The 14,203-nt window shown below is 49.5% G+C and carries 8 protein-coding genes; 6 read left to right on the top strand and 2 right to left on the bottom strand.

All coding sequences use genetic code 11. The features are described from left to right. Positions 1-113 precede the first annotated feature (113 nt). The 6 genes from JTN23_RS24345 (at position 114) to JTN23_RS24320 (ending at position 9,683) form a co-directional block, all read left to right on the top strand. Positions 114-1,898: a MutS-related protein gene (locus tag JTN23_RS24345; protein WP_247237724.1), complete on the top strand. Its 1,785-nt coding sequence runs from the start codon at positions 114-116 to the stop codon at positions 1,896-1,898. Between the two features lie 11 nt (positions 1,899-1,909). Then, positions 1,910-2,602: a response regulator transcription factor gene (locus JTN23_RS24340; RefSeq protein ID WP_247237723.1), complete on the top strand. Its 693-nt coding sequence runs from the start codon at positions 1,910-1,912 to the stop codon at positions 2,600-2,602. Next, a complete protein-coding gene (locus JTN23_RS24335) occupies positions 2,592-3,950 on the top strand; it encodes a sensor histidine kinase (protein ID WP_247237722.1) in 1,359 nt (452 codons plus the stop codon). The genes JTN23_RS24340 and JTN23_RS24335 overlap by 11 nt, the downstream gene beginning before the upstream one ends. A gap of 107 nt (positions 3,951-4,057) precedes the next feature. Continuing rightward, positions 4,058-5,374 (top strand): TolC family protein, encoded by a 1,317-nt coding sequence (locus JTN23_RS24330; protein WP_247237721.1) that lies wholly within the window; start codon positions 4,058-4,060, stop codon positions 5,372-5,374. 47 nt (positions 5,375-5,421) lie between these two features. Beyond that, positions 5,422-6,540: an efflux RND transporter periplasmic adaptor subunit gene (locus JTN23_RS24325; RefSeq protein WP_247237720.1), complete on the top strand. Its 1,119-nt coding sequence runs from the start codon at positions 5,422-5,424 to the stop codon at positions 6,538-6,540. Positions 6,541-6,548: 8 nt separating this feature from the next. Beyond that, positions 6,549-9,683, top strand: coding sequence for an efflux RND transporter permease subunit (locus JTN23_RS24320; protein WP_247237719.1), 3,135 nt, complete (start codon positions 6,549-6,551; stop codon positions 9,681-9,683). 76 nt (positions 9,684-9,759) lie between these two features. Here JTN23_RS24320 and JTN23_RS24315 read toward each other — a convergent pair whose 3' ends face one another. Together JTN23_RS24315 and JTN23_RS24310 are read right to left on the bottom strand one after the other, a co-directional pair. Further along, complete coding sequence (locus tag JTN23_RS24315; protein WP_247237718.1) at positions 9,760-12,063, bottom strand: DUF7133 domain-containing protein; 2,304 nt, start codon at positions 12,061-12,063, stop codon at positions 9,760-9,762. Positions 12,064-12,784: 721 nt separating this feature from the next. Then, complete coding sequence (locus tag JTN23_RS24310; RefSeq protein WP_247237717.1) at positions 12,785-12,985, bottom strand: helix-turn-helix domain-containing protein; 201 nt, start codon at positions 12,983-12,985, stop codon at positions 12,785-12,787. Positions 12,986-14,203 lie beyond the last annotated feature (1,218 nt).

Here is a 14,203-nt window from a genome sequence, read left to right as displayed (position 1 = left end):
CTACTAGCTGTTCGTTCTGAGATAGTTATTTTTAGCAGTATAAATCGTTCGAAAGGGCTGGCGTAGTACCCAGCCCTTTCTATTTTTGCCCATCATACACTTTGTACATAGCCATGACCTCTCCCCGTACTTTTTTTGAGACGCAATTACAGGAAGCCCGCGAAGCCGAAGCCAAAGCCCAGCGGCAGTTTAATAGCCTCGCCATTGGCCGCCTTACGGCCTTTGTAGTAGGTGTAGCCTCGGCCTGGGCGTGGAACCGGAGCGGCGACTCCATTTGGGGAGGAGTGACGCTGATAGCTCTGGTTATCTTTCTGGTACTGATGCGTCGGCAGCAGGCCGCCCGTATTCAGCGTGATTTCCAGCGCAACCTCCAGCGCATCAACGAAGACGAGCTGGACCGGCTCTCGTTCAAATTCAAGAGAGAAGATACCGGCGAGCAGTACCAGGAGCGGGACCACCCGTACGCTACGGATCTGGATATATTTGGGAAGCATAGCCTCTACCGCCTCCTCAACCGCACCCGCACCGCCGAAGGTAGTCGCCGTCTGGCGCAATGGCTCACCCAACATGCCCCGCTGGAAGAGGTAACGAGCCGTCAGGTGGCGGCCGCCGAATTCAGAAAAGAGGCCGAGTGGCGGCAACAATGGGAGGCTACGGCGCTACTGCACGAGCATGCTGCTCAGCACGTGGGCGAACTACGAACGTGGGTAAATGAGCCGCTGGCGGCTCCCTTGCAGCAATCCCTTCGCTGGCGGTGGTGGCCGGCCGTTACGCTGACGCTGGGCGTACTGGCTCTTACGGGAGTACTACCCGGCTGGCCGTTCTGGCCGAGCCTGATCGCGCACGGCTTTATTCTTAAGCGATTCAATGATCAGCTCCAGTCCCTGACTAACCGCACTACCTCCCTCGGACATACCCTATTGGCTTACGCTGATCTACTACACCTGGCCGAAACGGCGCCGTACCAATCGCCCTGGTGGGCGGAGCGGCAGTCTGCCATCAAAGAAGCGTCTACTTCACTGCGCTCACTAGGCGGCTGGTTTGCCCGCCTGGACTACCGCCACCATCCCTTCTTTGTGCTACTGGTAGGCCTGCCCTTCTTATGGGACTTGCACTGTCTGGCGGCTATTGAGCGCTGGAAACAGCAGTACGGTACTCAGCTACACGCCTGGCTCGAAGCCCTCGCCGATGCTGAGGCTCTCAACAGCCTGGCCGGATTTGCCTTCGCCAATCCTGACTATACCGAGCCACACCTACTGGCCGAAACTACCGTACACATTGAAGCTGATACCATGGGGCATCCGCTCATACCCGCCGACAAGCGCGTGAGTAACGACTTCAGCCTCAAAGGTACCGGGCAGACCATGCTCATCACCGGCTCCAACATGTCCGGCAAGAGTACCTTTCTGCGTACAGTAGGTCTTAATCTGGTACTGGCGCAGCTAGGGGCGGTTGTGTCCGCTCAGCGCTTTGTCTGTACCCCCGTGCAGGTATTCAGCAGTATGCGCACACAGGATTCGCTGGAAGAGAGTACCTCTTCTTTCTACGCGGAGCTGAAGCGCCTGCGGCAGCTTCTGGTGCTGGCCGAAGACGCGCAGGTACCTGTATTATATTTATTAGACGAAATCCTGAAAGGTACCAACTCCGCCGACCGTCACCGGGGCGCCGAGGCCCTGATCCGCCAGCTCCACCCCAAGCAGTCAGCTGGGCTGGTGTCCACGCATGACCTTGAACTGGGGCAGTGGGGCGCTACGCAGACCTATGTGCATAACTTCCACTTCCGCTCCGACGTACAGGATGGGCAGCTGACCTTTGACTATAAGCTTCACGGAGGCATCTGCCAGAGCTTCAACGCCAGCGAACTAATGCGGATGATGGGTATTAGGGTAGACCTGTAATTATACTGACTATGGTTAAATTCCTTTTGGTTGAAGATGACGATCGGGTTGCCTCCTTCATCAAAGAAGGTCTGGTAGAAAAAGGATTCCTGGTTGATGCTGTTACTACCGGCTACGAAGCCATAACTAACATCAGCATCAACGACTACGACGTTATTATACTGGATATCATGCTCCCGGATATCGATGGCTATGAGGTATGCAAGATTACGCGCAAGCGCAATATCAAATCCATCATCATTATACTGAGCGCGCTGGGTGACTACGAAGAGAAGATAAAGGGCCTGGAAGCAGGAGCCGACGACTTCATAGCCAAGCCTTTTCATTTCAGGGAACTCTTAGCCCGGGTCAACGCCCAGCTACGCCGTAAGCAACTGGAAAAAGGAGTATTTGAATTCAATAAATATGCTGATCTGGAAGTGGATGTAGAGCTAAACCGGGTAACCCGGAGCGGAAAGGAAATAAATCTGACCCCCCGGGAGTTTAATTTACTACTATACCTGCTGCGTAACCGCGAACGGGTACTCTCCAAAGTGGAGATTGCGGAGTCGGTATGGGATATACATTTTAGTAGCAGCACCAACGTGGTGGAAGTGTACATCAACTACCTCCGCAACAAGATCGACAAGGATTTTGAAGACAAGCTGATCCACACAATAAAGGGTAGAGGTTACCTGCTAAAACTCAAACCGAATGAATCTTAAACGGAAACTGGCTCTACGGTCGACGCTGGTATGTGCGCTTACCCTGCTGTTTGTTTTCTCAGGTACTTACTACTTCTTCAGCCAATACATCTCACAAGGGTACTATACACGCCTCAACGACCGGGCTCTGACTACGGCTTTCTTCTTCCTGGAAAAAGATGAAGTGAGCAAGCATACGTATCAGGATTACGAAAGGAAGTACCGGCAGCCGCTTAATGAAGAAATCGTACAGATCTACGACGCCAGCAATACCAATACGTTCGTAGAGACCCACCCCGAAATCAGGCTCAGTGATAGGCTACTGAACCAGATACGACAGCGAAAAAAGGACGAGTTCAAGATAGGACAGCGCCAGTTCTTAGGTGTTTACTATCACGACAACGAAGGAGATTTTGTCATCGTCACGTCAGGGATTAACCGAAGGGGGATTGACCAGATCAACAACCTCCGAAACTACCTCATTTTATTTTTCGTCATAGGTGTCGCTCTCAACTACCTGCTCAATATACTGGTAGCTAACCGTACCTTCAGGCCATTCTCCCAGATCCTGCAGAAAGTTAACGCCATATCTACCGACAACCTCAACGCCAGGCTTCCGGCTATGCCCGGTACTAATGATGAGCTCAGCCTTCTGACGAGTACACTCAATATGTTTCTGGAGCGGCTGGAGAAAGAGGTGAATAACCAGAAAATGTTCCTTAAGAACATCTCCCACGAGCTCAAGACCCCCCTAACCGCTATTATAGGCCAGGCCGAAGTAACCCTGGATCATTCGCATACTGTACCGGAGTACCGGCAGGCCTTACAGAAAATCGTACGGGACACCCATGATATCAGGGCCATTATAGATGGGCTGCTCCTGATCAGCGGGCTTAATACCGGCAGCAAACGGATGCCTGCGGTGCCGTTTCGGATTGATGAATTGGTTTGGGATGTACTGGAAAAGCTGAAATTTAAGTACCCCGATTCTATTATTCATACCTCGCTGGATGTCAGCTCGGAACAGGAGCCTCTGCTGGAAGTTGTATCGCACCGTGAGCTGCTATCTACCGCGCTGCTGAATATTCTGGATAATGCCATCAAGTTCTCTCAGAATGGTAATCCCTCGCTATCCATTTGTATAGAGGAGGGGCGTCCGGCGGTGGTGGTAGAGAATAATGGGCCGGGTATAGCGGAAGCGGACTTAAATCAGGTATATACCCTATTCTACCGGGGCTCCAATGCCAGGTCGGTACCGGGGCATGGGATAGGACTGGCCCTCACGCGCCAGATCGTGGACTTCTGCCAGGCTAGCATCTCTATCCAAAGTACCCCAGATCAAAGTACCCGAGTGGGTATACAGTTCTAGGGAGTATTCTAAGCTACATATAATCCGGCTCTAAGCTACTTCTAATGTAGCGTTGAGCTGGCTCTAAGGTTGGGATTATAGCTTTGCCGCTATAATATCCTTAGAGAATGAAACCATCCCATTTTTTAGTTAGTGTATTCTTTTTGTTTCTGGCAGTTAGTACCAGAACACTCAGCGCCCAAAGTCTACAAACCAGTACCGATACTTTACACCTTACCAAACCGCAGGCCGAAAAGCTCTTCCTCGAGAAAAACCTGCTCTTACTTGCCGAAAGGTTAAATATTCAGCAATCGGAGGCTTTGGTCATGCAGGCCCGGCTGTGGCCTAATCCATCGGTTACGGTTGAGGAGGTGAACCTGTGGGCTACGCCCAACCAGCTATCGCTGGGGGAAGAGCTACCTCCCTACTTCAGCAACTTCGGCAGAAACCGGCAGGTTGCCATTCAGCTGGAGCAGGTACTACTCACTGCCGGCAAGCGCCGCAAGCTGATCGCCATCGAAGAGGTCTCGCGCGATATGTCCGTTTCTTATTTTGAGGAACTGCTGCGGAATCTTAAAGTAGAAGTACGGCGATCGCTGGTGGAGCTACAGTACCTGCAGCTGTATCAAACGGTATTTGACAGCCAGATCTCACAAATCCGGCAACTTCTGGCTTCTTATGAGCGCCAGGCTACGATCGGCAATATCAACCGGGCTGAGGTAGTGCGATTGAAAGCACTGGTACTGGAGCTGACCAACGAAAGCGTCGATCTGCAAAAGCAGATACATGACATCCAGCGGGAGCTCATCGTGATGCTGAACCTGCCCGCCACGGCCTACATCGTCCTGGATACGGCCGACTTTGTACCTGATCTGGCCCGGCTGGAAGGCATCAGTGCCTCCAGTCTGCTGGATCGCGCCCTTAGCTCCCGTCCCGACCTGGTCCTGGCCCGGCAGGAAGTGACCTTCCAGAACCGCCAACTGTCGTATCAGCAAGCCCTGCGCAAGCCTGACCTGACGCTGGGCGTCAACTACGACCGGGGAGGTAACTTCCTCAAGAACTTCGTTGGCTTCGGGGTATCAGTAGACCTGCCTGTATTCAACCGGAACCAGGGTAATATCAAGTTTGCCCAACTAGGCCTGGAGAGAGCGGGTGTCCTGCGCAACGACAAGGTAAAGCAAGTTGAGGCTGAAGTTGTGAACTCTTTCAAGAACCTGCAGACCAACCTCAGCTTTTACAACTCCATTGACCCCGCCTATGAGGGTGAGCTGGATCAGCTCCTGCGTAGCTACACAACCAACTTCCGCAACCGGAACGTAAGCATGCTGGAGTACCTGGACTTCTTTGAAGCCTACCTCGATAATAAGCGAACGATCATTACAACCCGAAAAGAACTCAGTCAGACGTACGAAGAGCTACAGTACATCATTGGCTCCGAGCTATAATCAAGCCTAAACTACCATTAATCACTAACTAGTAATCCACAAATACTATGATACTTCCTCCTTATATCAAAATAGGGAATGCCAGTTTCCTGATCGGTCTCCTGCTACTGGGAGCCGGATGTGAAAATGAAGGTACCCAAAAAGCACCCCTTGAGAAAAAAACGTACTGTGTTCCGGCGGGCCTGAAAGAACGGCTAGTAATAGATACCGTACATATGGCCCCGGTAACGGAGTCGCGGCGGTTATCCGGCAAGGTGGATTATAACCCCGACCGTGTACTCCATTACATAAGCCTGGTAGGTGGTGTTATTACCAGAACGTACTTCTCACTCGGTGATCAGGTAAAGAAAGGCCAGGTACTGGCCGAAATACGCAGCGTTGAGCTAAGCTCGCTGGAGTCGGAGCGTAAGAGCCTCGAGTCGCGCCTGACGGTAGCTGTCCGCAATGTGCAGGCTACGCAGTCGATGTTTGAAGACGGTATTGCTTCCGAGAAAGCTCTACTGGAAGCCAAAAGTGAAGAGAGCGTGATCAGAGCCGAACTCGAAAAGACAAGGGCTAACCTGGCCTTGTTCAGCGCCAGCGAACAGCGTGACGTATTCCAGATCAAGGCTCCGGCCAGTGGCTTTATTGTCAATAAGAATATCAACGATGGTATGCAGATCGCAGCCGAGGGGGAGCCTCTCTTTACTATCTCGGACCTGAATCAGGTGTGGGTGACGGCCAATGTGTACGCCAGTGATCTGGAATTTGTCAAAACGAATATGCCTGTATCGCTGCAGACCACCGCGTATCCCGGTGAAGTATTCAGTGGTACCATCCAGGCCCTATCGCAGGTATTTGACGCCAACGAGAAGGTACTGAAGGCTCGGATTGTGATGAATAACCAGGCTCTGAAACTCAAGCCCGGTATGTTCATAGACGTAATTGCCAAAAAACAGACAACTGCTCAGGCCCTGCTTGCCCCCCAGAAGGCACTCATCTTCAGCAATAACCGGAACTACTTGGTGGTATACGGCTCGGATTGTCAGCTGGAGGCGCGTGAAGTAGAGATTCTGACCAGGGACCATCAGGACATATTTATTTCGGGAGGTATACAGAACGGTGAAAAAATCATAGCTCAGAACCACCTCCTGATATTTGAAGAATTACAAAACGCTAAGAAGTAGGAGGCAACATGCAAAAGCTAGTAGAGAAGATTGTCGCCTTTTCATTAAAGAATTCCCTTCTGGTATTTTTTATGACAGGCGTATTATTAGTTGGTGGTATCATTAGCTATATCAATACGCCCATTGAGGCTTTTCCTGATGTGACCAACACACGGGCGCGTATCATTACCCAATGGCCCGGCCGCAGCGCCGAAGAAGTAGAAAAATTCGTCACGCTACCTATCACCAAAGCCGTTAATACCATTCCCCGCAAAGCGCAGGTCCGGTCCATATCGCTTTTTGGTCTGTCGGTAGTCACGGTTATTTTTACGGATGAGGTCGAAGACTTTTACGCCCAGCAGTACGCGGCCAATCGGCTTCAGGGCGTAGACCTGCCCGAAGACGCCGAAGCCGAAATAGAACCACCCTACGGTGCTACCGGTGAGATATTCAGGTACGTAGTGAAGAGTGACCGCCCCATTAAGGAGATCACCGCCATTCAGGACTGGGTGATTGAGCGCGAACTGGTATCGGTTCCGGGTGTGGCCGATGTGGTGAGCTTCGGAGGTGAGGAGAAAATATACGAGATCCAGGTAAACCCTACGGAGCTGGCTAACTACAACCTGTCACCCCTGGATGTATTTGAGGCAGTTTCGAAGAGCAACGTCAACGTAGGAGGTGATGTCATTCAGCGTGGCGACCAGGCCTACGTAGTGCGTGGGGTAGGTCTGCTGGAGAGTGTTGAAGACATTGAGAACGTCCTGATCGAGGTACGTGGGGCTACTCCCATTCTGGTTAAGCACGTCGCGGATGTGACCATCTCGGCCAAGCCGCGTCTGGGACAGGTGGGCCTCAACGATGAGAAAGACCTCGTAGAAGGAATTGTGGTGATGCTGAGAGGTGAAAACCCCAGTGAAGTGATTGAGCGCCTAAAAGAGCGCATCGATGATCTCAACGACCGGATCCTACCCACTGATGTCAAGATCGTGCCTTTCCTAGATCGGAACGAATTGGTGGACGCTACGGTAAGTACCGTTACCCATAACCTGGTAGAAGGGATTTTTCTGGTATCCGTCATTGTATTTATATTCCTGTTCAACTGGCGCACTACGGTCGTAGTCGCGGTCGTAATTCCACTGGCGTTTCTGTTCGCCCTGACCCTGCTCCGACTGCAGGGCTTGCCCGCCAACCTGATCTCGGTCGGGGCCATGGACTTTGGCCTGCTGCTGGAAGGAACCATGGTACTGGTAGAACGGATCTTTGTGGGCCTTGACGATAAAGCCCGGACACTGGGTATGGAGCGTTTTAACAAAATATCCAAGCTGGGTATCATCAAACGCAGTTCCGCCAGCGTAGCCAAGCACATCTTCTTTGCCCAGATCATCCTGATTGTGGCTCTGCTACCCATCTTTACCTTCCAGAAGGTAGAAGGAAAGATGTTTACTCCGCTGGCATTTACCTACGGATATGCCCTGCTGGGAGCCACCCTGCTAAGCCTTACGCTGGTACCAGCACTCTGTAAGGTACTTTTGTCCAAGAATGTGGTAGACCGCGAAAACCCCATTACCAACCTCTTCCGCAACGTTATCTTTGTGATGTTCAAATGGGGGTACCGGTTCAAAACGCTCACCATTGCTCTCTTTGTAGGATTGCTGGTACTGTGCGGCGCTTTCTTCAATAGCCTGGGTTCCGAATTTATTCCTAAGCTCAACGAAGGAGCTATCTATATACGGGCGACCCTACCCAACAGTGTAAGTTTTCCGGAGTCGGTACGACTGACCAATGAGATGAAGCAGCAATTACAGACATTCCCGGAGGTCAAGTTCATTCTGTCACAGACGGGCCGTCCCAATGACGGAACGGATCCTACCGGTTTCTTTAATAATGAGTTTCACGTGCAGCTCACCCCCGAAAAAGAGTGGGAACGTAGCCTCAGCAAGGAGGAGCTGATCGCCGAGATGGAAAAAGCACTGGGTATATATCCGGGCGTTACATTCGCCTTCAGCCAGCCTATACAGGATAACGTGGAGGAATACGTAGCCGGGGTAAAGAGTTCCCTGGTAATCAAGATCTTCGGAGATGACCTGTACAAGCTGGAAGATCTTGCGGATCAGGTCGCTGGCTCTATCCAGGATGTAGAGGGCATCGAGGACCTGACTGTTTTCCGGAACATCGGTCTCCCGGAGCTGACCATCAAGCTGAATGAGTCGCGAATGGCTCGCTACGGAGTATCAATGGCTGATGCCCAGGCCGTAGTTGAAATGACTGTAGGTGGAAAAGCCGCCAGCCACTACTACGAGAACGAACGGATCTTTGACATACGGCTCCGCTTTAAGGAGAACTTCCGGAAGTCGGAGGAAGAGATACGCGACATTCTTATTCCGGCGGCAGAGGGCGCCAAAGTACCCCTATACGAGATTGCTGATATTCAGTTTAAAACGGGTCCGGCCTTTATCTATCGGGAAGGCAACTCGCGCTACATAGCCGTAGGCTTCTCGATACGCGGCCGGGATCTGGGTAGTGCTGTTGAGGAGGCACAGCGAAAAGTGGCTACAACGATTGATCTGCCGGGGTCCTATAAAATGGAGTGGGCGGGAGAATTTGAAAGTAAGGAAAGAGCAACCAGACAGCTCATGTTCATTGTGCCGGTTTCACTGCTCATGATCTTTTTCCTCCTGTACCTAAACTTTGGCAACTTGAAAGATACCCTGCTTTCTGTCATTACGTTGCCTTTTGCCTTTATTGGTGGGTTTATTTCCCTCTGGATCAGTGGCACCATCTTTGGTATCTCAGCCGGTATCGGATTCATTATCCTGTTTGGGGTCGCCACCATTGACGGTATTATTCTTATTGCTACCATGAAGGACAACCTTACTAAGGGAATGCCGTTAAAAGACGCTATATACAGTGGTGTTTTCAACCGGATCCGGCCTGTACTTATGATAGCCCTAATGGGGTCTCTGGGGCTCCTGCCAGCGGCGCTCTCTACCGGGATGGGCTCTGAAATCCAGAAACCGTTGGCCGTTATGATTGTCGGTGGCTTACCCATACTGATGCTGCTATCTATGATCGTACTTCCGCAGGTGTTCTACCTGGCTTACCGAAAGGAAAGCAAACCGGAGAAAAAACGACAGATGATGCATGCTGAAGTGCAGGAGTCATAACAAACATGAGTTATAATAAAAAAGAGGCACTACCCGTATCTGTCGGGTAGTGCCTCTTTCTTTCATGGCAATGGATCTACTTGATAGGCTTATCCAGCTCCTCCCAGGTCCAGGGAGTAGTACGACCGGCCGTTTCTTCCCTCACTTTTTTTACTTCTTCGGGCTTCACTATGATCCGTGCTAAGTACTCCGGATTCACCCGACCTGGAAAACCGGCACCGGCCAGGGCCAGATCGTATCGGATATAGCTAAGTACAGCCGCAATCCATTCATCACTGTTGCCCCCCATCGGCGGCATCATATCCGGATAGGTCTTACCTTCTACCGGCCCGGTTAGCCCGTGCAGCAGGATCTTGATCTCTTCGTTCTTCTTGGGTGTCATACGCCGGAAGTTACCCGCCAGTACCGGCGCCAGGTTTGTAGGTGATCCTTTGCCTTCGGCACCATGGCAGGTAGCGCAGAGGGATTTAAAGGTAGTAGCCCCTTCCATCACCATCTTACGAGTGGCAGCATCCAGCGCGCCTAGCCGGGCTCCGTACGTTCTGACATCTTCATTCTTCTGCAGACTAGCCTGAACGCTGGTCAGCATTTCATTATCTGCATTCATAGCCAGCAGATCCTTCGCAATGGTCCTGGCCTTAGGCGACTTACTCCGGTCCAGCGACAGCAGTAGTTGGATACGTACATCATAGCTGGGATCTGCTTTCATGGACGCCAGCTTACCTAGTACCTCTTCGTCGTTTTTCTTCAGGAAGGGCTCAGAGTTCCATATAGCGGCTCTACGGAGTTGCGCATCTTCCGCCTGCATCAGCTGGAATAGTAGATCTTTGTCAACTGATTCCAGCCCTTCGAGTGTCCACAAAGCATGGAGCTGCCCCAGCGCGGAAGGAGTTTGGGGTAAGGTACCTTTTTGTCCCAGAGCCATTTGCCGTAAGGCCGGTACCACCGACTTATCGCCACGAAGTACTATTTCTTTCTGAGCATTGTCACGCCACCAGCCGTTGGGGTGGTTGAGGTAGGTAACCAGCTTAGCTGTAGGCTCGTCCAGCATACGGGGCTTAGGGCCGCGCTCCATGCCCTCGTACACCAACCGGTAGATGCGTCCGCGCTGCTTGTTCTTGTCCAGGCCCAGTCGCTGGATCTGCGGGCGCAGGTAGCTGTCCTTGCCGGTCCAAGTAGCTTCCTGAATAATACCCCGATTCATATCTACTATGTACAGGCAGCCATCAGGACCGGTGTAGGTATTGACCGCCCGGAAGTTCATGTCAGACGAAGCGATAAATTCCTCCTGATTATAGACATTTTCCAGCGTAGTCTTTCCGGCTTTATTGACCACCCTGGCTCGACGGATGATACGGGCTACCGGCTCACTGATGAGGTAATCACCCACCAGCGTTTTGGGCAGGCGATCGCCGCGGAAAATAGACTGTCCATTACCCGCTGTAAAGTGATTGAGGGTACTATCGGGACGCAGTCGTTTCAGCCCACCCTGAATGTCGGGCGTCTTGATAATAGGCCATACGGGACCAAAAGTCTCCTCGTCGTACGCGTCCTTGAAATCCAGCTGTCCGTAACTCGGGTTGATCTGAAAACCGATACCCGCATTCTCAGCGCCGGCCCGGCTAAAAAATATCCGCCCATAGTTATCGTGGGTGAGGCCCCACTGTCCGTTGGAGCCGCTCAGGAGCGAGTCAGCCTGAATCATGCCGTTCTTGTACTTAAATCGAACCGGGTCCACCGTCACATAAATCCAGTTGTCGAGGTTCCAGTCCAGGCCACTGCGCTGGTGCTCCATGTTACCGGGCGCTTTACGACCTACCTTGTACACGTGCCGCTTCTGATCGGCCACACCGTCGCCATCGGTATCTTTATAAGCATACATATCGTAGGTATCAGTTTCGTTAACCAGCAGCTCATTTCCTACCGTCAATATCATGCGGGGCAGCATCAGCTTGTCTATGAATACCGAACTCTTATCCATTTTACCATCGTTGTCAGTATCTTCCAGCAGCATGATCCGGCTACGGTTTGTATGCTCGTCAGTACCCTCTACGTCCTGCATGTAGGTTTCCATCTGAGCCACGTACATACGGGCATTACCATCCCATGCTATGGCCACCGGCTCGGTCACCATGGGTTCGCTGGCCACCAGTTCCATACGGTAGCCCTTCGGCAGTCGGAATGACCGGAGGCTTTGTTCAGGTGTCAGCGGTAAAGGGGAGGGGTTCTGGTCAACGGTCCGGGGTGAGGCAAAGCCCGATTCTTCCGGAATCATAGTACTCGTCTGCCCCTGCTGGGAGGTAGTGACGGAGCGGGTACAGGTTACGGCTAGAAAAGCAGCCGCTACCAGACTGCCAGCCAGCCAATGGTTCTTTTTCATAAGCAGTAGGTAAAGGGGAAATAGGTGACTAACTCTATTATGCTCAACATCACATTTGGGAAGAAACCTGGTGCGTCTAACCCAAAGTATTACGTTAAAGAGTCTTCCACCTATCTTTTACCTTTTACCTGTATTATTCTTACATATATATTTATTGCTTCCTCCAGATTATCATCACAAAATACTTATAAGCAAAACAGCCCTCCACGTGGTGGAGGGCTGTTTTGTAGCAATAGGGTACTGAGGTTGACCAAAAATCCAAAGACTTACATATATAAGTAAAGGATGCTCTCGGTAACAACTAATAATAGTGTGGATATTATGCCAGAAGGCCTATAACAAATGTATAGGTTTGTGCTACTATGCACAATACCGTATTTACAGTATTCTCAGCCTATTTTCATTAAAATCTCGATAAATTCTGGCACGAAACTTGCTCGATATACGACTAACAATATAGTGTGTATAGTGTCAGAGAATCAGCGGTTTTTAGCTGCTGATTCTTTTGTTTTATAGCATATGCATATAGCCAGCAGCAACCACTTACAACTGGTTACTCTCAGTACCCTGTCTGATCAATATCTTACTCTGGACGAAAGACAGCTGACATTGTACTACCGCAGTCTTCTTCAGACTGTTTGAAAGGAGCTACTGCCTTACTATACGCTCACTACATTAAATACATCTATTATGTGACAGCATATGCAAGGGCTTCGGCCACCTACTCGGCTGTATTCTCAACAATCTCTACTTTTAGGTTCAGTACTTTACAAACCTTCGCTAGCGTCTTAACGGTTGGATTCGACTTCCCATTCTCAATTTTAGAGAGCCCTCCTTTATCCAGTTCTGTCGCTTTTGCTAATTGTCCAAGGCTTATCCCCGCTTTCAAACGATGGTGCTTTATTATTTCGTAATTCGTCATAATAACCATAGATAAAGAATTTGAGTTTGATGTGAAATTATTTAGTAGAACATTGCTATAAACCTACCATCGCACAAGGAATATATATATCTACACAAAAAGTCTGGAATGTATCTGACTTTATATTCAGATTGGTGCAGTATGCCTGAATTTATCTATCCATAAAATAGCGTAAATCAAACAGAGTTGAATCTAATCCTTCTTGCAGTATTTTATGTTAGTAGCAGGCAGACGCCTTAATAGGAAGACAGGTGCTTTCATGACTTTGACATTAGTGTGTATAGTACACGAACTTACAAAAACACATATCTCCCTCAAAGGAAATATTATCTAGCGGTATTAATCCGAGCAACATATATGGTTATAATACAACTAAGTTGCTTGATAGGTACTGAATAGCGCACCAACCAAATTACATCACCTCTACATTCACTGTATATAGCTAGCAGACTTTTTAGCCATATCTAAGGCCATTATTATTCTTAAAGCTCAAAAAGTGCCCACAATGCTTTATAATCCGACTTTAAATAGGCACCCTCTCCTTCTGACATGGCCTAATTAACCACTAAACAGGCAAATAAGAATGTGCAGCAGGTAAGGTCAATAGCATGAGTATCATATATTTAACATGAAGTATTCAGATATTCAAACGACTAACCAAATCAAGAATTACTTATAAAATTCGGAAGCTTATAAATTATAGAAAGCTTAGTTGGTCGGATAGAGCAAATTAGCACGCTTCGTAATTCTGACGTCAGAAATTTTACCAATCTAACCCGCCAATTTTACGGCATAAACTGAGTCTACTGACCATCTACACTTAAGTGTGTAATGACGTTTAAACCAGCTTTCTGCACTTACCACCAGCAAATATAGAAATCGACTAATTAAGCTGTTGATCTCTTAAATAAACAACGTTATTAAAAATACAACTAAGCTAAAACCCATACGTTAATAATATATTTTATAGCGCTACATTGTTGGGAGCCAACTATGAATACACTAAATAATTAACTGTTAGTAATTATTATATGTAAGTAAATAGAGCTGTAAAGTATGCAATGTATGCGACTAGATTTGTCAGTCCGAGTAGCGTAGAAGACAGTTAAGGTGCTAGTCCTTGACTCTTATCGGACTGACATAAGTTTACAAATTAATTCACCTATCAATAAATGTGATATTCTCTATATTATTCAATACTATTATTTAAATAGCTCG

This window comes from Telluribacter roseus, from assembly GCF_017355915.2.
Taxonomy (GTDB): domain Bacteria; phylum Bacteroidota; class Bacteroidia; order Cytophagales; family Spirosomataceae; genus Telluribacter.
Note: the sequence above shows the minus strand (reverse complement) of the source record. Positions and strands in the feature narration are given on the sequence as shown.

Coding starts and splice junctions, on each gene's coding strand:
- JTN23_RS24310 (WP_247237717.1), bottom strand. CDS start 12,985: ATGACGAATTACGAAATAATAAAGCACCATCGTTTGAAAGCGGGGATA.
- JTN23_RS24320 (WP_247237719.1), top strand. CDS start 6,549: ATGCAAAAGCTAGTAGAGAAGATTGTCGCCTTTTCATTAAAGAATTCC.
- JTN23_RS24325 (WP_247237720.1), top strand. CDS start 5,422: ATGATACTTCCTCCTTATATCAAAATAGGGAATGCCAGTTTCCTGATC.
- JTN23_RS24330 (WP_247237721.1), top strand. CDS start 4,058: ATGAAACCATCCCATTTTTTAGTTAGTGTATTCTTTTTGTTTCTGGCA.
- JTN23_RS24315 (WP_247237718.1), bottom strand. CDS start 12,063: ATGAAAAAGAACCATTGGCTGGCTGGCAGTCTGGTAGCGGCTGCTTTT.
- JTN23_RS24335 (WP_247237722.1), top strand. CDS start 2,592: ATGAATCTTAAACGGAAACTGGCTCTACGGTCGACGCTGGTATGTGCG.
- JTN23_RS24340 (WP_247237723.1), top strand. CDS start 1,910: ATGGTTAAATTCCTTTTGGTTGAAGATGACGATCGGGTTGCCTCCTTC.
- JTN23_RS24345 (WP_247237724.1), top strand. CDS start 114: ATGACCTCTCCCCGTACTTTTTTTGAGACGCAATTACAGGAAGCCCGC.